The organism is Amycolatopsis sp. NPDC023774, assembly GCF_040639695.1.
Classification (GTDB): Bacteria; Actinomycetota; Actinomycetes; order Mycobacteriales; family Pseudonocardiaceae; genus Amycolatopsis.
Genome location: NZ_JBFAAJ010000012.1, coordinates 114,000 through 133,289 on the forward strand (window position 1 = coordinate 114,000; position 19,290 = coordinate 133,289).

General features: G+C 70.8%; 19 protein-coding genes and 1 pseudogene. 6 read left to right on the plus strand and 14 right to left on the minus strand.

Annotated features, from left to right (window positions below; all coding sequences use genetic code 11):
• Complete coding sequence (gene paaE, locus AB0F91_RS24610) at nucleotides 1–1,077, plus strand: 1,2-phenylacetyl-CoA epoxidase subunit PaaE (RefSeq protein ID WP_360600847.1); 1,077 nt, start codon at nucleotides 1–3, stop codon at nucleotides 1,075–1,077.
• Here the strand turns inward: paaE and AB0F91_RS24615 are convergent, their stop codons facing one another.
• From AB0F91_RS24615 to AB0F91_RS24625, 3 genes are all read right to left on the minus strand, one after another.
• Nucleotides 1,078–2,184 carry an adenylate/guanylate cyclase domain-containing protein gene (locus AB0F91_RS24615; protein ID WP_360600849.1) on the minus strand — a complete coding sequence of 369 codons (1,107 nt, stop codon included), beginning with the start codon at nucleotides 2,182–2,184 and terminating at the stop codon, nucleotides 1,078–1,080. It abuts the gene before it with no gap.
• A gap of 3 nt (nucleotides 2,185–2,187) precedes the next feature.
• Entirely contained in the window at nucleotides 2,188–2,637 is a 450-nt protein-coding gene (locus tag AB0F91_RS24620; RefSeq protein WP_360600851.1) for a universal stress protein, read from the minus strand.
• A gap of 545 nt (nucleotides 2,638–3,182) precedes the next feature.
• On the minus strand, nucleotides 3,183–4,367 hold the full coding sequence (locus AB0F91_RS24625; RefSeq protein WP_360600853.1) for a chromosome segregation protein: 1,185 nt from the start codon (nucleotides 4,365–4,367) through the stop codon (nucleotides 3,183–3,185).
• 224 nt (nucleotides 4,368–4,591) lie between these two features.
• Between AB0F91_RS24625 and AB0F91_RS24630 the strand changes: the two genes are divergently transcribed.
• Together AB0F91_RS24630 and AB0F91_RS24635 are read left to right on the plus strand one after the other, a co-directional pair.
• Nucleotides 4,592–4,960 carry an SPW repeat protein gene (locus AB0F91_RS24630; protein ID WP_360600855.1) on the plus strand — a complete coding sequence of 123 codons (369 nt, stop codon included), beginning with the start codon at nucleotides 4,592–4,594 and terminating at the stop codon, nucleotides 4,958–4,960.
• Nucleotides 4,961–4,970: 10 nt separating this feature from the next.
• Nucleotides 4,971–5,558: a TetR/AcrR family transcriptional regulator gene (locus AB0F91_RS24635; RefSeq protein ID WP_360600857.1), complete on the plus strand. Its 588-nt coding sequence runs from the start codon at nucleotides 4,971–4,973 to the stop codon at nucleotides 5,556–5,558.
• Between the two features lie 771 nt (nucleotides 5,559–6,329).
• Here AB0F91_RS24635 and mce read toward each other — a convergent pair.
• The gene (mce, locus tag AB0F91_RS24640) at nucleotides 6,330–6,788 is read right to left on the minus strand and encodes a methylmalonyl-CoA epimerase (RefSeq protein WP_360600859.1); all 459 of its coding nucleotides are present in this window, start codon (nucleotides 6,786–6,788) and stop codon (nucleotides 6,330–6,332) included.
• A 139-nt stretch (nucleotides 6,789–6,927) separates the two neighbouring features.
• On the opposite strand from mce, the gene AB0F91_RS24645 reads away from it, so the two are divergent.
• Nucleotides 6,928–8,118, plus strand: a complete 1,191-nt coding sequence (locus AB0F91_RS24645) for an acetyl-CoA C-acetyltransferase (RefSeq protein ID WP_360600861.1) — start codon at nucleotides 6,928–6,930, stop codon at nucleotides 8,116–8,118.
• Nucleotides 8,119–8,180: 62 nt separating this feature from the next.
• On the opposite strand, the gene AB0F91_RS24650 is transcribed toward AB0F91_RS24645, so the two are convergent.
• Nucleotides 8,181–8,798 (minus strand): hypothetical protein, encoded by a 618-nt coding sequence (locus AB0F91_RS24650; RefSeq protein WP_360600863.1) that lies wholly within the window; start codon nucleotides 8,796–8,798, stop codon nucleotides 8,181–8,183.
• Nucleotides 8,799–8,822: 24 nt separating this feature from the next.
• On the opposite strand from AB0F91_RS24650, the gene AB0F91_RS24655 reads away from it, so the two are divergent.
• Both AB0F91_RS24655 and AB0F91_RS24660 read left to right on the plus strand, forming a co-directional pair.
• Nucleotides 8,823–9,014, plus strand: a complete 192-nt coding sequence (locus AB0F91_RS24655) for a hypothetical protein (RefSeq protein WP_360600865.1) — start codon at nucleotides 8,823–8,825, stop codon at nucleotides 9,012–9,014.
• A 294-nt stretch (nucleotides 9,015–9,308) separates the two neighbouring features.
• Nucleotides 9,309–10,040, plus strand: coding sequence for a peptidylprolyl isomerase (locus tag AB0F91_RS24660; protein WP_360600867.1), 732 nt, complete (start codon nucleotides 9,309–9,311; stop codon nucleotides 10,038–10,040).
• A gap of 60 nt (nucleotides 10,041–10,100) precedes the next feature.
• Here the strand turns inward: AB0F91_RS24660 and AB0F91_RS24665 are convergent, their stop codons facing one another.
• From AB0F91_RS24665 to AB0F91_RS24705, 9 genes and pseudogenes are all read right to left on the minus strand, one after another.
• Entirely contained in the window at nucleotides 10,101–11,732 is a 1,632-nt protein-coding gene (locus tag AB0F91_RS24665) for a cation acetate symporter (protein ID WP_360600869.1), read from the minus strand.
• The gene (locus AB0F91_RS24670; protein ID WP_360600871.1) at nucleotides 11,729–12,085 is read right to left on the minus strand and encodes a DUF485 domain-containing protein; all 357 of its coding nucleotides are present in this window, start codon (nucleotides 12,083–12,085) and stop codon (nucleotides 11,729–11,731) included. Before AB0F91_RS24670 ends, AB0F91_RS24665 begins: the two co-directional genes overlap by 4 nt.
• 71 nt (nucleotides 12,086–12,156) lie before the next feature.
• The gene (locus AB0F91_RS24675) at nucleotides 12,157–13,899 is read right to left on the minus strand and encodes a cation acetate symporter (RefSeq protein WP_360600873.1); all 1,743 of its coding nucleotides are present in this window, start codon (nucleotides 13,897–13,899) and stop codon (nucleotides 12,157–12,159) included.
• Entirely contained in the window at nucleotides 13,900–14,247 is a 348-nt protein-coding gene (locus AB0F91_RS24680; RefSeq protein WP_360600875.1) for a hypothetical protein, read from the minus strand.
• Nucleotides 14,248–14,269: 22 nt separating this feature from the next.
• Nucleotides 14,270–15,025 carry a LytTR family DNA-binding domain-containing protein gene (locus AB0F91_RS24685; RefSeq protein WP_360600877.1) on the minus strand — a complete coding sequence of 252 codons (756 nt, stop codon included), beginning with the start codon at nucleotides 15,023–15,025 and terminating at the stop codon, nucleotides 14,270–14,272.
• Nucleotides 15,022–16,080, minus strand: a complete 1,059-nt coding sequence (locus AB0F91_RS24690; RefSeq protein WP_360600879.1) for a histidine kinase — start codon at nucleotides 16,078–16,080, stop codon at nucleotides 15,022–15,024. Before AB0F91_RS24690 ends, AB0F91_RS24685 begins: the two co-directional genes overlap by 4 nt.
• 131 nt (nucleotides 16,081–16,211) lie before the next feature.
• Nucleotides 16,212–16,985: pseudogene (locus AB0F91_RS24695) on the minus strand (ATP-binding cassette domain-containing protein).
• A 12-nt stretch (nucleotides 16,986–16,997) separates the two neighbouring features.
• On the minus strand, nucleotides 16,998–18,035 hold the full coding sequence (locus AB0F91_RS24700; RefSeq protein ID WP_360600881.1) for a class I mannose-6-phosphate isomerase: 1,038 nt from the start codon (nucleotides 18,033–18,035) through the stop codon (nucleotides 16,998–17,000).
• Entirely contained in the window at nucleotides 18,032–19,015 is a 984-nt protein-coding gene (locus AB0F91_RS24705; RefSeq protein WP_360600883.1) for a LacI family DNA-binding transcriptional regulator, read from the minus strand. Before AB0F91_RS24705 ends, AB0F91_RS24700 begins: the two co-directional genes overlap by 4 nt.
• Nucleotides 19,016–19,290: the final 275 nt, after the last annotated feature.

A 19,290-nucleotide genomic window follows, 5' to 3' on the forward strand; every position in this document is an offset into this window, starting at 1 on the left:
TTGACCAGCACGATTTCCCGGCGCACCGGCTTCCACTCCCTGCGGGTGGCCGACGTCGAGCGGCTGTGCGACGACGCGGTCGCCGTGACCTTCGACGTCCCGGAGGAGCTCGCGCAGACGTTCGCCTTCGCGCCTGGCCAGTCGCTGACCTTGCGCCGCACCGTCGACGGCCGCGACGAGCGCCGGTCGTACTCCATCTGCGCTCCCGCCGGTCAGCGGCCGCGGGTCGGCGTGCGCCTGGTGCCCGAGGGCGTGTTCTCGTCGTGGCTCGTCCAGGACGTGCGCCCGGGTGACGTCGTCGAGGTCTCCGCACCGACCGGGACCTTCACGCCGGACCTGACCGCGGGCGGTCACCACGTGCTGATCGCGGCCGGCTCAGGGATCACGCCGGTCCTGTCGATTGTCGCTTCGCTGCTCGCCACGCCGGATGCCACCGTCACCGTGCTGTACGGCAACCGCCGCACGGACACCGTGATGTTCGCCGACGAGCTGGCCGACCTGAAGGACCGCTACCCGGCGCGGCTCGAGCTCATCCACGTGCTCTCGCGCGAACCGCGCGAGGCCGAGCTGTTCACCGGCCGCCTCGACGCCGACAAGCTGCGCGCGCTGTTCGGCTCGCTGGTGCCGGTGGAGTCGGTGGACCACTTCTGGCTGTGCGGGCCGTTCGGGATGGTCGCCGGGGCGCAGGAGGTGCTGACGGCCCTGGGCGTGCCGGAGTCGAGCGTGCACCAGGAACTGTTCTACGTGGACGACGTGCCGCCGGAGCCGGTCAAGCACGTCGACCCGGCGGTGGCCGGCGCCGCCTCCGAGGTCACGCTGATCCTCGACGGCCGCTCGACCACGATGAGCCTGCCGCAGGAATCGTCCATTCTGGACGGTGCGCAGAAATTCCGGCCGGACCTGCCGTTCGCGTGCAAGGGTGGGGTGTGCGGCACCTGCCGGGCGCGCGTGACCGATGGCGCCGTGGACATGCGGCGCAACTTCGCGCTGGAGAAGGCCGAGGTGGACGCCGGTTTTGTGCTCACGTGCCAGTCGCACCCGGCGAGTGAACGCGTGACGGTGGACTACGACGCCTGATCAGTGCCTGCGCCGCCGGCCCCGGCCTGAACCCGGCGTGAGATCGTCGGGGCGGTCCGGTTCGGTCGCGGCCCGGGTCGTCTCGACCAGGCCCATGGCCTCGGCCGCGCGTTCCTGCGCCGCCGCGAACATCCCCGACGGCCGGTCCTGCGCCCGCCGCAACGCCGAGGGCCGCAGCCGGCTGTACCCGCGCACGGCGACGGGCCGGCGCGTCCGCAGCTCGTACTCGGGCAGGGGTTCGAGCGCGGCCGCCAGCTCGCGGTCGACCAGCACCGTGCCCGGCCGGGCCACGGACGTCAGCCGCGCCGCGAGGTTCACGACCGAGCCGTAGACGTCTCCGAAGCGGGCCAGCACGCGCCCGGAAGCGAGCCCGGCGCGGACAGCGGGCAGGTCCTCGGAGGCCGACGCGCGTTCGGTCAGGGCCAACGCGATCTCGGCACCCGACTCGGGGGAGTCGGTGACGAAGAAGACCTCGTCGCCGATCATCTTCACGATCCGCCCGCGGTGGTCGGCGATCACGCCCGCGGCCAGCGACTCGAACGCGTCGAGCACGTGGCTGAGCTCGTCCTCGTCGACCTGGCGGGTCATCTTCGTGTAGCCCACCATGTCGACGAACCCGACGATCTGCGGCCGCGCCTCGAGGTCCTCGTCCGTGGCGAACGCGCGCCCGGCGTAGGCGGCGAGGTGGCGGCGCCACACGAAGTTCTGCACCTGTTCCAGCTCGGGCAGCAGGCGTTCCACGAGCCGCGTGACCTGGCGGTCGTCGAGGTCCGGATTTTCGGTGATGAGCGTCCACAGCATGTGCACCTGCCACTCGGCCAGGCGCGACAGGTGCTGCCCGAGCGCGCGCGTCACGGCGACCTCGAGGTTGCGCTCGACGAGCCCGGACGCCACGAGCTGGTCTGCGGTGCGCATGGCCTGCACGTCGGCGTCGGTGAAGACCACCTCGTCGTCGTCCGCCGCGGCGAACCCGAGGGCGCGCCACAGGCGACGCGAGCGTTCTTCGGGCACGCCGGCCTTCGCTGCGACATCGAGGCGCGTGTACTTGCGCGGGCCGCCGAGGAGGAGCTTCTCGAGGCGTTGCTGCAGGTCAGGGGAGCCGGCCACGGGTCAGGTCGTGTGCACGATCAGCACGTCGACCCCGGACTTGCGCGCCACCTCCGCCGGCACCGAGCCGAGGATCCGCCCGGCGAGCGTGTTGAGGCCGCGGTTGCCCACCACCAGCAGGTCGGCCGACGTGTCGTGCACGACCTTGCGCAGCGCGTGCACCGGCTCACCGTTCACGGCAATGGTCTGGATGTCCTTCGCCCCGGCCTTCGCGGCGCGGTCGCGCGCGCTCTGCAACGTGTCCTCCGCCGGCGCTGACCCGACGACCTGGTAGGCCTCGTCGCCGAGCTCATCCTGCGCCTGCTCCACGTCGTGCTTGCTGGCGGGGTAGTACGCGCACACCACGACCAGCTTCGCCTCGGCATCCGCGGCCACCCCCGCCGCCCGATCCACCGCGGCGAACGACGAGTCCGACCCGTCCGTCCCCACCACCACGGTCCGATAGACAGCCATCCGAAACCTCCCGGCGATCTCGAATCGGGGCGCCACTGCCCCTCTTGTCGGGGGAAGGTTACTCGCCAGTTGCTTGCTTCGCTGTGTTGCCTGGCTGTGTTGTCTGCCCCGGCTCCGCCGGGGCGTGCGAGATCGCCTTTGAGCCGGTGTGGGGATCGAGCGGTCGGATCGGCCTGGTGGCCGATCGCACCGCTCGATCCCCACACCGGCGCGATCTCGCGTTGTGGTTGCGGCGAGGGCGTGGTGGTTCGGTCTGAACGCTGGCGTGATTTCGCGTTGTGGTTGCGTTGAGGGCCGGGTGGTTCGGTCCGAACGCTGGCGCGATCTCGGGCCGTGGTTGCCTACTGGACCCAGTGGCTCGATCTGTTGCTTCGGGTGCGTGCCGGCCCGAGGTGAGTGGTGGGGCGGCACGGCGCGCGGTGCCGGCGCGGTCGAGGCGCGGGGGCGGAGGTGTCGGCAGGCGCGATTGCGCTTGGCCGGGACAGCGGGCAACCCGGGTCGTGGACCCGGGCTGCCTGACGCCGTTCGTGGGCTGGACCCGGGCGTCAGTCGCCGGTGGGCTTGCCGGCCGGGCGGGACGAGGACTGGGCCTTGGGCTTGGGGACGTCGCTCGTGCGCAGGCGGACCGTCTTCTCGACGTCGCCTTCGGCCGAACCCGAACCCGAAGCAGCGGGAGCGGCAGCCGGGACCGGGGTCTTCGGCTCGATGGAAGCCCTGATGTCCGCCGGCACCACCGTGTCGGTCTCGCCGAGCACGTGGTGGGCCTCCGCCAGCACCGTGCGCGCCTGGCGTATTTGTTCGGCCAGGCTGGTCCGGACGTTGCGCAGCGCCTCGACGCGCTCGTTGGCCTGTGTGATGCGGCGGTTCGACTCGTCGGTGGCCGTGCGGACGCGGCGGCGGGCCTCGTCGGCGGCTTCGGCGAGGCGGGCGTTGGCCTCGGTGATCGAGTCCTGCTTGCGCTTGTTCGCGTCGGCGACGGATTCGCGTTGACGGCGCTCGATGTCGGCGCGGGCCGCTGTTTCTTCTTCCAGCACCTTGGCGCGAATGGCGGCGGCGTCCTCGGCGGCTTCGCGCACGCGACGCTCGGCTTCGGCCTTCGACGCGGCCTCCTGCTCGGCCAGCACGCGCATCGCCTCGGTGCGGCGGGCGGCCATGGCGATCTCGAAGTCCTCTTCGACCTGCGTGCGGCGGGCCTCGGACTCCGCGTCGAGCTTGTTGCGCTCGGCCTCGGCCTTGTCGGTGATCGACTTCGCTTCGGCGCGGGCGTCTTCGAGGACCTTGCGGTGCTCGGCTTCCATCTCCTTGCGGCGCAGGTCGAGTTCGGTGAGCAACTGCTCGTACCGCGCGCGCATGGCGCTGGCGTCGGTCTCCGCCTTGGCGCGGATGTGGCCGGCCTCGGCCTCGGCGCGCGCCCGGGTGTCGGCGGACTCGTCCTGCGCCAGGCGCAGCATCCGCTGCAAGCGCTCGGACAGGCCCTCGACGCTCGTCGGCGGCTGCGCCAGCCGGTCGACCTGCCCGCGCAGGTCGGCGATCTCACCGCGCGCGATCTCCAGCTGCCGGGCCAGATCACCCGCCTGGGCGATGGCGGCGTCGCGGTCGCCGGTGAGCATCTTCAGGTCGGCGTCGAGCCGTTCCAGATGTTCGTCGACCTGCGCTCGGCTGTACCCGCGCTTCGCCACGTCGAAGCCGGCTCCCAGCGGCACAAGCTCCCGTTCCTCGCCAAGGCTCATGGTCCTACCGTAGCCGCTACGGGGTCACGGACGGGTGAGCACCCACGGTGTCCGGACGAGCCTGCGCCGAGCGGCGGAACACAGTAGCCCGATGGCCGAAAACCCCGCCGGAACCGGTTGTGCGCAACTGTGACCGACAGATCTTGACCGGCCGGCCAATCAAGGCGCATGCTCGAAGCAGGGAAACTTCCTGAACAGCAGGTTCTCTGCGGAGGTGAGCACGAATGAGTGAAGTCTCGACGCGCGCTTGGACTCGGCCCCACGACTGGGCCGAGGTCGTCATCGGTGTTGTCGCCGCTCTTTCACCCCTTTGGCTGAGCACGGACACGATGACGATGTGGACGATGGTGATCCTCGGTGCGCTGATCGCCATCGACGGCCTGGTGTCGCTCGCGGCGCCCGGCGTCGTCTACGGCGAGGGCATCCAGATCGTCCTCGGGGTGTTGCTGTTCATCGCGCCGTGGGTGATGGGGTACACCGAGTTCAACGGGGCGTCCTGGACGTCCTGGGTCGCCGGTGCGCTCACGATCATCGCCGGCGCCGCCGCGATGCCGATGGCGACCGCCGCCCATCGGACGGCGATGCCGCACTGAAGGAGCTGACATGACGGATGACTCGGCGAAGGAGCGGATCCTTTGCGCGGCCGAAGCGCTCTTCGCCGAGTCCGGCTTCGACGCCACCCCGACGTCCCGCATCGCGGAGCGCGCCGGGGTGCCGAAGGGTCTCGTCCACTACTACTTCCGCCGCAAACCCGACCTGCTGGCGGCGCTGGTCGCGCGGCTGCCCGACGAGAACATCGAGCCCGCCGCGGTGGTGGTGCCCGGTGACCTCGCCGGGTCGCTGCGGCGGCTCGTCTCGGAGCTCGACCGCCGCTTCACCGGCTCGCTCGGCTTGTCTCACGTGCTGTGGCGCGAAGCGGACACCCACTACGTGGTTCGGGACGCGCTCGGAGAACGCTTCCAGCACCTCGTGCGCCTGGTCCGCTCGGTGATCGTGGGCGCCACGGGCGGGCGCCTCGCCGTCGCCGACCTCGACAGCGCCTCGGGCCTGCTCGCCCGCGCGGTGAGCCACCGTCACGCCACGGCCCGCCACTCCGGCGACGACCGCCCCGCCGAGTTCGACGGCGAGCTCACCTTCCTGGCCAACGCGCTGTCGGCCAAGGCGCGGGAGCCCGAGAACCGAGAGCTCTAGCTGTGTTCGGGCACCTCGGTGACGCGACGATACGGCTGTGATGATCTTGAGCTGGGTGAGGACCTCGAGTTTCGGTGTTGGCCGTTGCGGCGTAGGACACTGAGCGGTTCCAGGTCCCGCACACCGCGGCGTCGCGCTGGCCCGAGCGTTACCGCACGAGCGGGGCGGCGGGGGAGGACCGACCGCGCCCGTCGGCCGCGCCGCAGCCCGAACCCAGGCTCCCGACCTCATCGAGAGCCAGGCCGACGCGTTGCGGCGCGAGCACAAGATCGGGCCGGCCGGCCATGCGCACCGAGGTCGCGATCCCGACCGCACATGCGGTGCCACGCCGTCACGGCAATCCGTCCTTGGCCGCCTGTGACCGCGCCACCGGTGAACCCGGACGCCGCTGTGAACGAGCCCGACTTGGCGAACTCGTCCACGTCGAGGTGGAGGCTCGGGCGTCTTCCCGACGACGGCGGGCAACGGACCCGCGGACGCCGAGGGCGCCGCAACCGCGGCCGGATGGTGACGCGTTCCTGCACCCCGCTCTTCAGGATCGTTCTCGCCTGGCCTGCACCGAGATCCGTTCCAACGAGACCGCAGCCACCTGCGCCGCCTTCGTCCGTCGCGCTCGCTCCTGGTTCACCAGCGTGGGCAATCCCATCGAACGAGAGCTCACCGACACGGCCTGGGTGCACCGCAAAACCACCTGGCAGACCACCTGCACCGACTTGGGCATTCAGCGCCGCGACACCTGGCGACCGCAGGCCAACGGAAAACCAGAGCCCCCTAGTGCGCGGCCGGCTCCACCAGCTCCACGAGCACGCCGCCGGCGTCCTTGGGGTGCACGAAGTTCACGCGGCTGTCGGAGGTACCGCGCTTGGCGCCGTCGTACAGCAGCCGCAGGCCCTGCTCGCGCAGCGCGGCCGCGGCGGCGTCCACATCGGACACCCGGAAGGCCAGCTGCTGCAGGCCGGGCCCGTTGCGGCCGAGGAACTTCGCGATCGTCGAGTCGTCGCGCAGCGGCGCGAGGAGCTGGATCATCGTCTCGGTGCCCGCGGTGCCGGGCGCACGCAGCATCGCTTCGCGGACTCCCTGCTCCTCGTTCACCTCCTCGTGCGCGACCTCCAGGCCGAAGTGCTCCTTGTGGAAGGCGATCGCCTCGTCGAGGTCGGGTACCGCGATCCCGACGTGGTCGATCGCGGTCACGAACGGGGTGAGCACGGCTGGCATGGACTCAGTGTTCATGGAGGCAGGATAAGGGCCACCACCCTGGTGAAGCCCCCTGAAAACCCACGTGCGCCCCCTCACACTGGCTCCATCAAGAAGCCGCGGGCCCAGGTACAGTCATGAGACGGTAGGTGTTCAGAATTCTTGGGAGGACGACGTGTCCGGTTCCGTGATCCTGGGTGCGGCCCGTACCCCCATCGGGCGGCTGCTCGGCTCGCTGAAGGACTTCACCGGGGCGCAGCTCGGCGGCATCGCGATCAAGGCCGCGCTGGAGCAGGCCGGGGTTTCGCCCTCCGAGGTCGAGTACACGATCATGGGTCAGGTCCTCACCGCGGGAGCCGGCCAGATTCCGGCCCGCCAGGCCGCCGTGGCCGCGGGCATCTCGATGGACGTGCCGGCGCTCACGATCAACAAGGTGTGCCTCTCGGGCCTCGACGCCATCGCGCTCGCCGACCAGCTCATCCGCGCCGGCGAGTTCGACCTCGTCGTGGCCGGCGGCCAGGAGTCGATGACGCAGGCTCCGCACCTGCTGCCGAAGTCCCGCGGCGGCTTCAAGTACGGCGACGTGACGATGCTCGACCACATGGCCTACGACGGCCTCTTCTGCGCCTTCGACCAGGTCGCCATGGGTGCCTCGACGGAGAAGCACAACGCCCGCTACGGCGTCACGCGTGAGCAGCAGGACGAGTTCTCCGCGCGCTCCCACCAGCGCGCCGCCGCCGCCATCGAGGCCGGCTTCTTCCGCGAGGAGATCGCGCCCGTCACCATCCCCCAGCGCAAGGGCGACCCGATTGTCTTCTCCACCGACGAGGGCGTCCGCGCCGACACCACCGTCGACGGCCTCGCCAAGCTGCGCCCCGCCTTCGCCTCCGACGGCACCATCACCGCCGGCTCGTCCTCGCAGATCTCCGACGGCGCCGCGGCCGTGATCGTCGCCAGCCCCGAGAAGGCCGCCCAGCTGGGCCTCACGCCACTGGCCGAGATCGGCGCCCACGGCGTCGTCGCCGGCCCCGACGCGTCGCTGCACGAGCAGCCGTCCAACGCCATCCGCAAGGCCCTGGCGAAGGCCAAGCTCGACGTCGGCGACCTCGACCTGGTGGAGATCAACGAGGCGTTCGCCGCGGTCGGCGTGGTGGCCAGCGAAAAGCTCGGCCTGGACCCGTCGAAGGTCAACGTCAACGGCGGCGCCATCGCCCTGGGCCACCCGATCGGCGCCTCGGGCGCCCGGCTGGCGGTGCACCTGATCCACGAGCTGCGCCGTCGCGGTGGTGGCCTCGGTGCCGCGGCCCTTTGCGGCGGTGGCGGTCAGGGTGACGCGCTGCTGCTGCGCGTTCCGGCGGCGAAGTAGTTCTTGGATCGGCGAAAGGCCGGGCAGCCTCCACGGCTGCCGGCCTTTCTCGCTCACCCGGGTCAGGCGTGCTGTGCCGTTTCGAACAACGGCTTCGTCACCGCGGTGCTGAACTGCGGCCCCACCAGGTACCGCGCGCACCCCGCATCGCGCTCGCACGGCTTGCCCGCGGCGTCGAAGAAGCCCGCTTCCGTGTTGTCGCCGACGACCGTGCCGAGGCCGGTCTTCGGGTTGAAGTCGCGCAGGCGCGGGCCGCCGCTGGAGCCGCCGCCCATGACGCACGCCGTGCCCCACTGGTTCGGCGAGTCGGGGAAGTCCGGGGTGCCCGGCCACTCGCGCGTCGGGCCCGTGCAGAACGCCAGGCGCGCGCCCGTGTATTCGGGCAGGCCTTCGCGCGTGGGATCGGCTGAGGCGCGTGGGTAGCCGAACTGGTAGACGTCAGCGCTGCCCGGCCGATCGAAGCCGATCTTCTGCGCCGCGCCCACCTTGTCCTGCACGGAAACGCCGTCCGTGCCGTGGTTGAGGACAACGAAAGCCTGGTCGAAGGTGTCGAACTTCTGCGCGTCGATCTGGTCGTTCGCGAGCCACCTGCGGTCCGCCACGCCGAAGCGGCCGACGAACTTCCCGTACGGCGCCTGCCCGTCGTGGTAGCCCGGGATGAACATCGAGTGCGCGTCCACTGGTTGTTCTCGGCGAGGAGGTCGGTGTTGTTCACGCAGTGCGCGGCCGTGACGACGGTGCTGCGGTTCGCGCTGTCCACCACGGTGGCCGTACAGCTGGAATCTTCGCCGTGGTCGGTGAAGAAGAGCCGGCCGACGGTCTTGGACACGGCGTTGCTGGTGGTCCACGGCGCGCCGTCCGGGCCGCCAGTCGGCGGGTTGTCCGACGAGGGCTGAGTGAGCGCGTTCATCCGTTCCGGGGTCCAGTAGTCGAGCACGGCCTGCCGGTCGGCCGCGGACACGGCCAGGGGCTGCACGACCGGTCCGGTCGCGGCCGACGCGACCGCGGGCAGCGCGGTCGCCACCGCGGCGGCGGTCACGACGCTGAGGAAGAGGCGAGTGATCATGACCGGGGACGCTAGGGAACGGTTGTCAGGAGCCGGTCAGCGTTTCGTGAGCGCCCGACTTTCGCCGGGCGCCGAATGGTCCGGACCGTTCGTATACTGCCCTCCTCACTGGGAGGGTTACCGCATGAAGAGGCTCCTCGTCACCACCCTGGCCATCGGTGCGCTGTGCGCCGCGTTCACCCCGGCGGCGCACGCAACGCAAGCCGCTGCGCCCAGCACCACCCACGGCGCCTGCCAGTACACCGAAACGCCGGACGAGCCCGCCGCCCGTCCCGTCGCCCGTCCCGTGCCCCTGCCGCCCGACCCGCAGCACACCCCCGACCGCGGCAAGGTCGACGTCCCCGTGATCACCAACCAGGGGCTGCTGCCGCTGAAGCTCGACCGCGGCGAAGCCCCGTGCGCGGTGCAGAGCTTCCTGCACCTGGCCCGCCACGGCTTCTTCAACAACACGACCTGCCACCGCCTCACCGCGTACCCGACGCTGCAGGTCCTGCAGTGCGGCGACCCGACGGCCACTGGCGAAGGCGGCCCGGGCTACCGCTTCCGCGACGAACTGCCCACCGACCTGCCGCCCTCGACCACCAACCCGTCGGGTCCGGGCCGGATCTACGCCCGTGGCCTGGTCGCCATGGCCAACGCCGGCCCGGACACCAACGGCAGCCAGTTCTTCCTCGTCTACGGCGACTCCACCCTGCGGCCCGACTACACCGTGTTCGGCACCGTCGGCCCCCTCGGCCTGCGCACCCTCGACCGCGTCGCCGCCGGGGGCATCGAGCCGACCGAGGACGGCCCCACGGTCGACGGAACGCCGGTGCGCAAGACCGACCTGGAGCTGGTGCTGCCGCTCGGGTTGTAAGTCCCCCAGCACAAAAGCGGGCCGGGACTGAACAGTCCCGGCCCGCTCTTACGGGGCAACTCAGTGCTTCACAGCCTTCTCCGCACCCACACCCGTGAGGGCGCGGACCTCCATCTCCGCGTACTTCTTCTTGTTGTGTTCCTTCGACAACACCGTCCCGAGCCAGCCGAGCAGGAATGCGGCCGGGATGGACACCAGGCCCGGGTTGTCGAGCGGGAACCAGTGGAAGTCCACGCCCTGGAGCATCGACGGGCTCTTGCCCGTCTTCACGTCGATCGGCTTGCCGGACACCGCCGGTGAGAAGACGATCAGGACGATCGAGATGATCAGGCCGCCGTAGATGCTCCACAGTGCACCCTGCGTGTTGAACCGCTTCCAGAACAGCGAGTACAGGATCGTCGGCAGGTTGGCCGAGGCCGCGACGGCGAAGGCGAGCGCCACGAGGAACGCCACGTTCTGCCCGTTGGCCAGGATGCCACCGGCGATCGCGACAGCCCCGATCACGACGGCGGTCATCCGGGCGACGCGTACTTCCGAACCGGGTTGCGGCTTGCCCTTCTTCACCACGCTCGCGTACACATCGTGGGCGAAGGACGCCGACGCGGTGATCGTCAGGCCGGCCACCACAGCGAGGATCGTCGCGAACGCGATCGCCGAGACCAGGCCCAGCAGCACCGGGCCACCGAGGTAGAGGGCCAGCAGCGGCGCCGCCGAGTTCACGCCGCCGGGCGCGGCCTTGATGTCGTCGGGCCCGACCAGTGCACCGGCACCATAGCCCAGCACCAGCGTGAACAGGTAGAACACGCCGATCAGCACGATCGCCCAGACCACCGAACGGCGGGCGTCGCGGGCCGTGGGCACGGTGTAGAAGCGCATCAGCACGTGGGGCAGGCCCGCCGTGCCGAGCACCAGCGCGATGCCGAGCGAGAAGAAGTCCAGTTTGGACGTTCCCGTGGCGCCGTACTGCTTGCCCGGCCCGAGCAGCGTCTCGCCGGCCGCGCCCGCCTTGTCGACGGCACCCTGCAGCAGCGACGAGAAGTTGAAGCCGTACTTGGCGAGCACCCACAGCGTCATCACGAGCGCGCCGATGATGAGCAGCGCCGCCTTGATGATCTGCACCCACGTGGTGCCCTTCATGCCGCCGATGAGCACGTAGGCGATCATGATCACGCCGACGATGGCGATGACCACCGACTGCGCGGTCTTGCCCTCGATGCCCAGCAACAGGGCGACCAGGCCACCGGCGCCCGTCATCTGCGCCAGCAGGTAGAAGAACGACACGATCAGCGTCGAGATCGCCGCCGCGGCGCGCACCGGGCGCTGCTTCATGCGGAACGCCAGCACGTCGCCCATCGTGAACCGGCCGGTGTTGCGCAGTAGTTCCGCGACCAGCAGCAGTGCGACGAGCCAGGCCACGAGGAAGCCGATCGAGTAGAGGAACCCGTCGTAGCCGTAGATCGCGATGGCGCCCGCGATGCCGAGGAACGAAGCGGCCGACAGGTAGTCACCGCTGATCGCGATGCCGTTCTGCGGGCCGGAGAACGCGCGTCCGGCGGCGTAGTAGTCGGACGCCGTCTTGGTGTTGCGGCTCGCGCGGAACACGATCACGAGCGTGATCGCCACGAACACCGCGAAGATGATGATGTTCAGCGTCGGGTTGCTGCCTTCGACGCCTGCGGCGAGGGTGTTCATTCGGACTCCTTCGCGGCCGGGCTCTCGATGTCTTCGCGGATCCGCTGGGACAGCGGGTCGAGCCTCCGGTTGGCGTAGCGCACGTACAGCCACGTGATGAGGAACGTCGACACGAACTGCAGCAGGCCGAACAGCAGGCCAACCGTGAAGTTGCCGGCGATCTTCGTGCTCATGAAGCCGTGTGCGTAATCCGCCAACAGCACGTACAGCAGGTACCAGATGAGGAACAGCGCGGTCATCGGGAAGACGAAGCTGCGCAGGCGGTGGCGTAGCTGCCTGAACTCAGCGCTCTCCTGGACTTGCTCCCAGGTGTCCGGCGAGCCGTCGGACACGCCGGAGTCGGTGGGACTCATGGTCACTCCCTCGCGACGCTGCGGATTGTGGTCCGCGCCACACTAGGGAGCCCGGCGCTGGGGTGGAAGCGTCAGCGGTTCAAACGCCGGGCGACACGACGAACGGTCGACGAACGGTAAGCGGGTGCGGACGAATGGGGCGGCTCCGGGCCGGGTGCTCGCTCGTCGAGGTGCAGGCGGAGCATCGCCGCGCCGGCCCAGGACGGCGGGCGGCCGCGCAGGGAGACGGCCACCATGACGCCGAACGCGAGTGGTACCGACCAGGGTGCCGGTTGTGACACCAAGATCGCCACCCAGCCGTCGAGCCGAGGCCCGGCCAGGGCGAACAGGATCGAGCCGGACGACGCGACGAGCCCTGTGACCACGCCGCTGATCGCGCCCGCGGCCGTGAGGCGCGGCCACCAGATGCCGAGCACGAGCAGCGGGCAGAACGTCGACGCGGCCACGGTGAAGCCCCACGTCACGAGCACCCCGGCGTCGAGCTGCGCCGAAGGCAGCGAGAGCACCACCATCGCCGCGGCGGCGAACACCACGGTCACGCGCAGGCGGCGCAGGCCGCCGGGCATGAGGTCGTAGGCGATGGCGCCCGACATCACCAGCAGCAGGCCCAGCGACGTCGCCAGGAACGCCGCGAACGCGCCCGCGGTGAGCAGCGCCGTGAACAGCTCGCCGGCCCAGCCGGTGTCCACTTGCGCCGGCAGCGCGACGACGACCGTGTCCGTGTCGCCGGAAAGGTAGATCTCCGGCACCAGCACGCGGCCGAGCACGCCGTAGACGCCGGGGAACAGGTAGAACACGCCGAGCAGCGCCACGGTGATCGCGGCGGTCCGGCGGGCGGCGCGGCCGTCCGGGCTGGTGTGGAAGCGCATCAGGATGTGGGGCAGGCCCATGGTCCCGAGCATCGTCGCGATGAGCACGGCCCACGTGCCGAGCAGCGGATAACCCTTGTCGAGGTCCAGCAGCGGCCGCTGCCAGTCTGGACCACCGAGCGCGGCGCCGTCGCTGACGTCGGGCACGGGCGCGTTGGTGGCGAAGACCAGGCGCTCTCCACTGTGGACGGTCAGTTCGCCCGGCGGGAGCGTGCGCGGCCCGGTCGCGGTGACGATCGTGGTGGGCTCGCGCAGGACCACGGTCACGTCGTGCTCGAAGTCCACCGGCGTCTCGTGCGTGAAGCGGGTGAACTCGACGGGGGTGAGCGCCGCGTCGCGGTCGGCGTCGCTCACGTGCAGCACGAGCCACAGCGCGGGCACGAGGAACAGCAGCAGCTTCAGGAAGAACTGGAACGCCTGCACGTACGTCGCCGCGCGCATGCCGCCCAGCGCGAGGGTGACGCTCACGGCCGTGCCCGCGATGACCACGCCGACCCAGTACGGCGTTCCGCCCACGGCCGTGAGCACCAGCCCGGCCGTGCGGAACTGGGGCACGACGTAGATCGTGCCGATCACCAGGACCACAACTGCCGCGATCCGCCGAAGCGCCGGCGAGGCCAAGCGCGCTTCGGCGAAGTCCGGCACCGTCAGCGCCCCGGACCGCCGCATCGGCGCCGCGACGAGCACGAGCATCGCGATGTACCCCGCCGTGAACCCGACCGGGTACCACAGCGCGCCGACCCCGTCCTTCACCACAAGCCCCGCCACTCCGAGGAACGACGCGGCCGACAGGTACTCCCCCGATACCGCCGCGGAGTTCACGAACGGCGAGATCCGCCGCGACGCCACCAGGAAGTCCGACGTAGTGCGCATCGCGGCCACCCCGCGCACGCCGATGAGCAGCGTGATGAGCACGACGGGCGTCACCGCCAGCACGAGGTCCATCTACCGCTCCTCGGCTTTCTCCGCGCGCCGCAGCTGCCACCGCGCCAGCGCGGCCATCACGGGGTAGGGGAGCAGCGCGATCATCAGCCAGGACAACGGAATGCCCCACACCCGCACCGCGTCCAGCCCTGGTGCCACGGCGAACACCACGGGCAGCCCGAGCACGAGCACGAACATGGCGACCAGCGCGGGGATGCCGCGTCTGCGTTGCGCCCGGTAGAGGACGGCGGCGCGTTCGGCGTCGGACGCCCTCAGCCGCGGCATCCGCCACCGCCCGCGCGCCTGCCTGCGGGAGCGGGCGAGGCGCGTCTGCGGGCTCGTCACGGCGACCCGCCGGACCCGGCTCACGGCGCCCTCCCCAAGACCGCGCTCACCAGGACGATCCCAGCTGCCCCTGCTGCGCCGCTTCCAGCAACCGGTCTCGCAGCTCCCGCGCGTGCCGCCGGCTCACCGGCACGTCGCCGACGGGTGTGTGCGCCAGCAACCCACCCGTGGTGTCGCTGCGCAGTTCCAGCACGGCGGATACCGACAGCAGATAACCGCGGTGCACGCGGGTGAAGCCGGTCCCTTCCCAGTACTCCTCGAGCCGCGAGATCGGCATGCGCACGAGGTGCACCCCGCCGCGAGTGTGGAGGCGGACGTAGTCGCCGTGGGCCTCCACGAACAACACGTCGTCGCGGCGGACGTACCGGGTGCGCCCGCCCGCGTCGACCGGGAGGGCGGCCATCGCGTCGGGCACCGCGCGCTGGGCCTGCGAAGGCGCCATGCGCACGACCTTCGCCAACGCCGCAGCCAGCCGTTCCGTCCGCACCGGTTTGAGCAGGTAGTCCACGGCGCCGATGCCATACGCCGCCACGGCGTGGCCGTCGTGCGCGGTCACGAACACGATCACCGGCGGCTCCGACAGGCGAGCCAGCAGCGTCGCCAGCTCCAGCCCGTCGAGGCCCGGCATGGAGATGTCGAGGAACACCGCGTCGAAGTGGTCCGCCTGCAACAGCTTCAGCGCCCGCAGCGCGTCACCCGCGCCCACGACCTCGCCGACCTCCGGTGCCTCGCGCAGCATCCGGCACAGCTCGTCCAGCGCCGGCGCCAGGTCGTCGACTGCCAGAACCCGCAGCCCGCTCACGGCAGCACCCCCGGCTGGAACCGCGGCACCCGCACGACCACGCGCGTGCCGGCACCCACTTCCGTCTCCACGGTCAGCCCGTACCAGGCGCCGTAGACGTTGCGCAGCCGTCTGTCCACATTGGCCAGCCCGAGACCGCTGCCCTCGGCCACCCGGCCGGCGAGGATGTCGGTGGCCAGTTTCGGGTCCATGCCGACCCCGTCGTCCTCCACGCTGATCACGCAGTCGTTCCCTTCCGCCTGCCCGTGGACCTGCACGAGGCCGGTGGTCGCGCGCGGCTCGATGCCGTGGCGGATGGCGTTCTCCACCAGCGGCTCCAGTACCAGGTACGGCACGGCCACCGCCAGCACCTCCGGCGCCACGCGCACCTGCACCTTCAGCCGCTCGCCCAGCACCGCGCGCTGCAGCGCCAGGTACGTCTCCACCGCGCGGAACTCTTCGGCCACCAGGGTGTACTCGCCGTGCCGCGCCAGGCTGTAGCGCGTGTAGTCGGCGAAGTCGAGCATCAGGTCCCGCGCCCGGTCCGGCTCCGAGCGCACGAGCGAGGCGATCACAGTCAGCGCGTTGTACACGAAATGCGGCGACATCTCCGCCCGCAACGCCCGCAGCTCGGCCTGTGCCGCCTGGTCCGCCGACGCCTCGAGCCGGCCGCGTTCCAGCGCCTGCACCACGACGTCGGCCGCCTGCCGCACCACCTCCGAACCTCGCGCGCCGACCACGAGCAACGCGCCGGCCAGCTCGTCGTGGACGTGCAGCGGCACCGCGGCCACCCCGTCGGCGGAAGCGGGCTCCTCGCTGTGCAGCACCTCGTCGAGCACGTGGGCCACGGTGGCGTCCGGCCCCGGCCGGCCCGACCACAGCAGCGAGCCCGACAGGTCCGTGAGCCCCAGCCCGGCCACGCCGAACAGCCGCCGCAGCCCGTGGGCCGCGCGCCGCGCGTGGGTGCCGGCCAGGCCGTCGATGAGGTCGTCGGTGATCTTGCGCGCCGCGGCGAGCACCGGCACCGGGTCGGCGCGCGCGGCGGAGCGCCACGGCAGCCGGACACCCTCGGTCATCGGCGGCCTCCCCTCGGCGACGGAGTCTGGGGGAGTCGATCCTATCCCTGAACGCGGCGAAGGGGACTTTCCGTGCGGGAAAGTCCCCTTCGCAGCCGAACGCCTGGAACTCGGCAGCTCTGCTTGTAGATCTACTGTGAGTTCGCGTCCATGTCGTCTTTGGGGATGGGGTGGGGCTGCGCGGTGAGGGTCCGCGTCACGGGCTTGCCCTCCAGCGTCGCCACGGCCTGCTGCCCGCCCTGCGTCCCGATTGCGGCCGGGTCCTGCGCGATGAGGGCCTGGTACTCGCCCTTCTTCAGGCCGTCCACTTCGGACGAATTCGCGTCGAAGCCGACCAGGTCGGACGATCTTGCCCACGTTGCGCAGGCCGGTCGCCGGGCCCTCACCGGTGTTGAGGTTCATACGAAGATGCCGATGAGGTGCGGCGTCGAGGCCGGCGCCGCGGTGACCTCGGACGCCGCCTGGTCCGGCTCGTCTGCGTGAACTGGATTTCGGCCGGCTTGGGGTTCGGGTGGTTCTTCAGTCGTCCTTGAAGCCGTTTCGCGTGCGCCGCCCTGTCGAGCAACCCCAGCTTGCCGAGAACGCCGTTGCGGTGGATTTCGCGGCCCAGGAACAGACTCGCCGCCGGGTCGAGCTCCGGTGCGACGGCCAGGTCCTGGTACACGGTCTCGATCCCGAGCCGCCACGCGGCCACGGGGCGTCGAGCCGCACTTCGGAGCGTCGAGCAGGATCCTGCCGGACGTCGGCTGCGGGCGCCGGAAAGGTACTTCACGAGCGTCGACTTGCCGGCACCGTTGTCGCCGATCAGGGCCGTGACCTGACCCCGCGCGGGCCTGGAAGGAGGCGCCACGCAGCGCTCCCGCCGAGCCGTAGTGCTTCGTGAGGTCGACCGCGTCCAGCAGGATTTCGCTACGGGCCTACCTCTTCTCGGGTGCGGGCGGGCGGCAGCGGATCGCGGTCAGCGACCCCGACGCCTCGACCTGCCCGGCGTCGAACGGCACCACGTAGGTCTCGCCCTTGGCCAGTGCGAACTCGCCGCCGTGTTCCGTGCGCAGCGTGCCGGAGCCCGCCAGCACCACGAGCACCGAGAACGACGGGTCGAGCGCCAGCGAGCCGCCGGTCAACTGCACGCGGTCGGCGCGGAAGAACTCGTCGGAGCCTGCCGCGAGCAGGTCGACCGAGGTGTCCTTGTCGTCGGCGGTGTGCGTCACGATCGTGGTGAGCCGTTGGGCGTCCCATCCGGACGTGTCGAGCGCGTCGAGCGCGGTGTCGAACCCGAGGCCGAGGTGACCTTTCTCCGGCGAGGCCAGGAAGTCGCGCCACTCGATCGTCAGCGAGAAGTCGGTGGGCTGCTGCAACTCCACCACGAACACGCCTTCGCCGATCGCGTGCGGCAGGCCCGCCGGGATGTACACGGTGTCGCCGGCCTGCACTGGCACGCTGTTGAGCGCGCCCAGCATGCTCGGCGCGTCCTGCTCCCGCGTCCACTCGGACACGGTCGCCTTGGTCACCGTCTCCTTGAACCCCGGATACACCCGCGGGTCGTCGCCGTAGGTGCCGATCACGATCCACGCCTCGGCCTTGCCGAAGTGCGAGTCGAAGTGCTGCTTCGCGAACGCGTTGCTCGGGTGGAAGTGCACCGGCAGCCGCTGCCCCGCGTCGAGCAGTTTAACCAGCAGGCCGGTGGAGTCACCGAGCGTGGCCACGTGCGCGGCACCCAGCCACGCCTCGGCGTTCTCGCGCACGGCGTCGCGCAGCCAGACGCCGCTGGGGAGCTTCGTGAGGCCGTTGGTGTCCTGGCCGAACATCGTGGTGACGGAGCCGACCCAGTCCTCCGGACCGAACTTCGAGTCCGTACCGGTGGCACCGCGCAGCGCGGCGATCGCGTCGCCACCGCGGTAGAACTGCGGCGGCTGGTTGGCCGGGAGCCGGATCGGTTCGAGGTGCGTGCTCACGGGGCGACCTCACCGGAACCACGGGCTACGAGATGCACGGGCAGGACTACCTTTCTGGGTGCGGACTGATCCCCCTGGATCCGCGCGAACAGCAGCTCTGCCGCCGCGTGTCCCAGGGCGCTGACGTCGTGGGCGACCACCGTCACCGGCGGGTCCAGCAGGTCCGCCAGCTCGAAGTCGTCGAAGCTCACCATTGCCGGCCGGTGCTCGGCGTGGGCCAGAGCACGCAGCAGGTGCACGGCCACGCGGTTGTTGCCCGCGATCACCGCCGTCGCGGCCGACGGACCCGTCAGCAGCGTCGCCACGGCGTGGGCGATCGTCTCGGGCGTCGGCGTGCGCATCACCACGAGGCTCTCGTCGTAGGAGACACCGTTGCGCACGCAGCCTTCGCGGAAGCCGCGCAGACGCTCGGCCGCGGTGAAGATGTCGGGGCTGTCACCGAGGAACGCGATCCGGCGGTGCCCGTGCCGCACCAGGTGCGTGACCGCGTCGATGGTGCCGCCGAGGTTGTCGACGAGCACGGTGTCGGCCACGATGTCGCCGGCCGGGCGGTCGAGGAACACCACCGGCGTGCCCGCGCGCATCTCCGGCACGAGGTATCCGTGCTGCATGCCCGCCGGGACCACGAGGATCCCGTCGACCCGGCGCGCGCAGAATTCCAGCGCCAGCTCGCGTTCACGGTCGGAGTTCTCCTCCGACGAGCCGGTGAGCACGTGGCGGCCGAACGACGTGGCGATGCGCTCCACCGCGCGGTTGAGCTCGGAGTAGAACGGGTTGCCGACGTCTTCGACGATGAGGCCGATCGTGCCCGTGGTCGAGCCGCGACGCAGGTTGCGCGCGCCGAGGTTGCGGCGGAACCCGAGCTGCTCGATGGCGGCCACCACGCGCTCGGCGGTGTCGGGGTGCACCGCGGGCTCGTCGTTGACCACCCGGGATACGGTCTTGATGCTGACGCCGGCCAGCCGGGCCACATCGCTCATCGTGGCCCGTCGGCTCGCCGGGCGGGGAAGCCCGTCCGCTTCCCGGCCATGAGGAGACAACGTTGTCATAATGGCGCAGATTGCACACCAAAGGCCGGGTCGCTGTCAATGCCCGCTTCGCGCCGAATGGGATTCAGCCTGCGAAAGTTGTGAGGCAGATGGCTGATCACCGTGTCTTGAACCAGACAGGTTCCCACGCCTGCCTTGACGTTTTCGTGAGGGATTGCCCAAGGTTGCCCGCATCGACGGTGTGCGCGACAAGGTTGTCATCCCAC

Excerpts from the sequence above, each read along its gene's own strand:
- AB0F91_RS24620 (WP_360600851.1), bottom strand. The coding sequence starts at position 2,637 with ATGGCTGTCTATCGGACCGTGGTGGTGGGGACGGACGGGTCGGACTCG.
- AB0F91_RS24625 (WP_360600853.1), bottom strand. The coding sequence starts at position 4,367 with ATGAGCCTTGGCGAGGAACGGGAGCTTGTGCCGCTGGGAGCCGGCTTC.
- AB0F91_RS24630 (WP_360600855.1), top strand. The coding sequence starts at position 4,592 with ATGAGTGAAGTCTCGACGCGCGCTTGGACTCGGCCCCACGACTGGGCC.
- AB0F91_RS24635 (WP_360600857.1), top strand. The coding sequence starts at position 4,971 with ATGACGGATGACTCGGCGAAGGAGCGGATCCTTTGCGCGGCCGAAGCG.
- mce (WP_360600859.1), bottom strand. The coding sequence starts at position 6,788 with ATGAACACTGAGTCCATGCCAGCCGTGCTCACCCCGTTCGTGACCGCG.
- AB0F91_RS24660 (WP_360600867.1), top strand. The coding sequence starts at position 9,309 with ATGAAGAGGCTCCTCGTCACCACCCTGGCCATCGGTGCGCTGTGCGCC.
- AB0F91_RS24665 (WP_360600869.1), bottom strand. The coding sequence starts at position 11,732 with ATGAACACCCTCGCCGCAGGCGTCGAAGGCAGCAACCCGACGCTGAAC.
- AB0F91_RS24670 (WP_360600871.1), bottom strand. The coding sequence starts at position 12,085 with ATGAGTCCCACCGACTCCGGCGTGTCCGACGGCTCGCCGGACACCTGG.
- AB0F91_RS24675 (WP_360600873.1), bottom strand. The coding sequence starts at position 13,899 with ATGGACCTCGTGCTGGCGGTGACGCCCGTCGTGCTCATCACGCTGCTC.
- AB0F91_RS24690 (WP_360600879.1), bottom strand. The coding sequence starts at position 16,080 with ATGACCGAGGGTGTCCGGCTGCCGTGGCGCTCCGCCGCGCGCGCCGAC.
- AB0F91_RS24705 (WP_360600883.1), bottom strand. The coding sequence starts at position 19,015 with ATGAGCGATGTGGCCCGGCTGGCCGGCGTCAGCATCAAGACCGTATCC.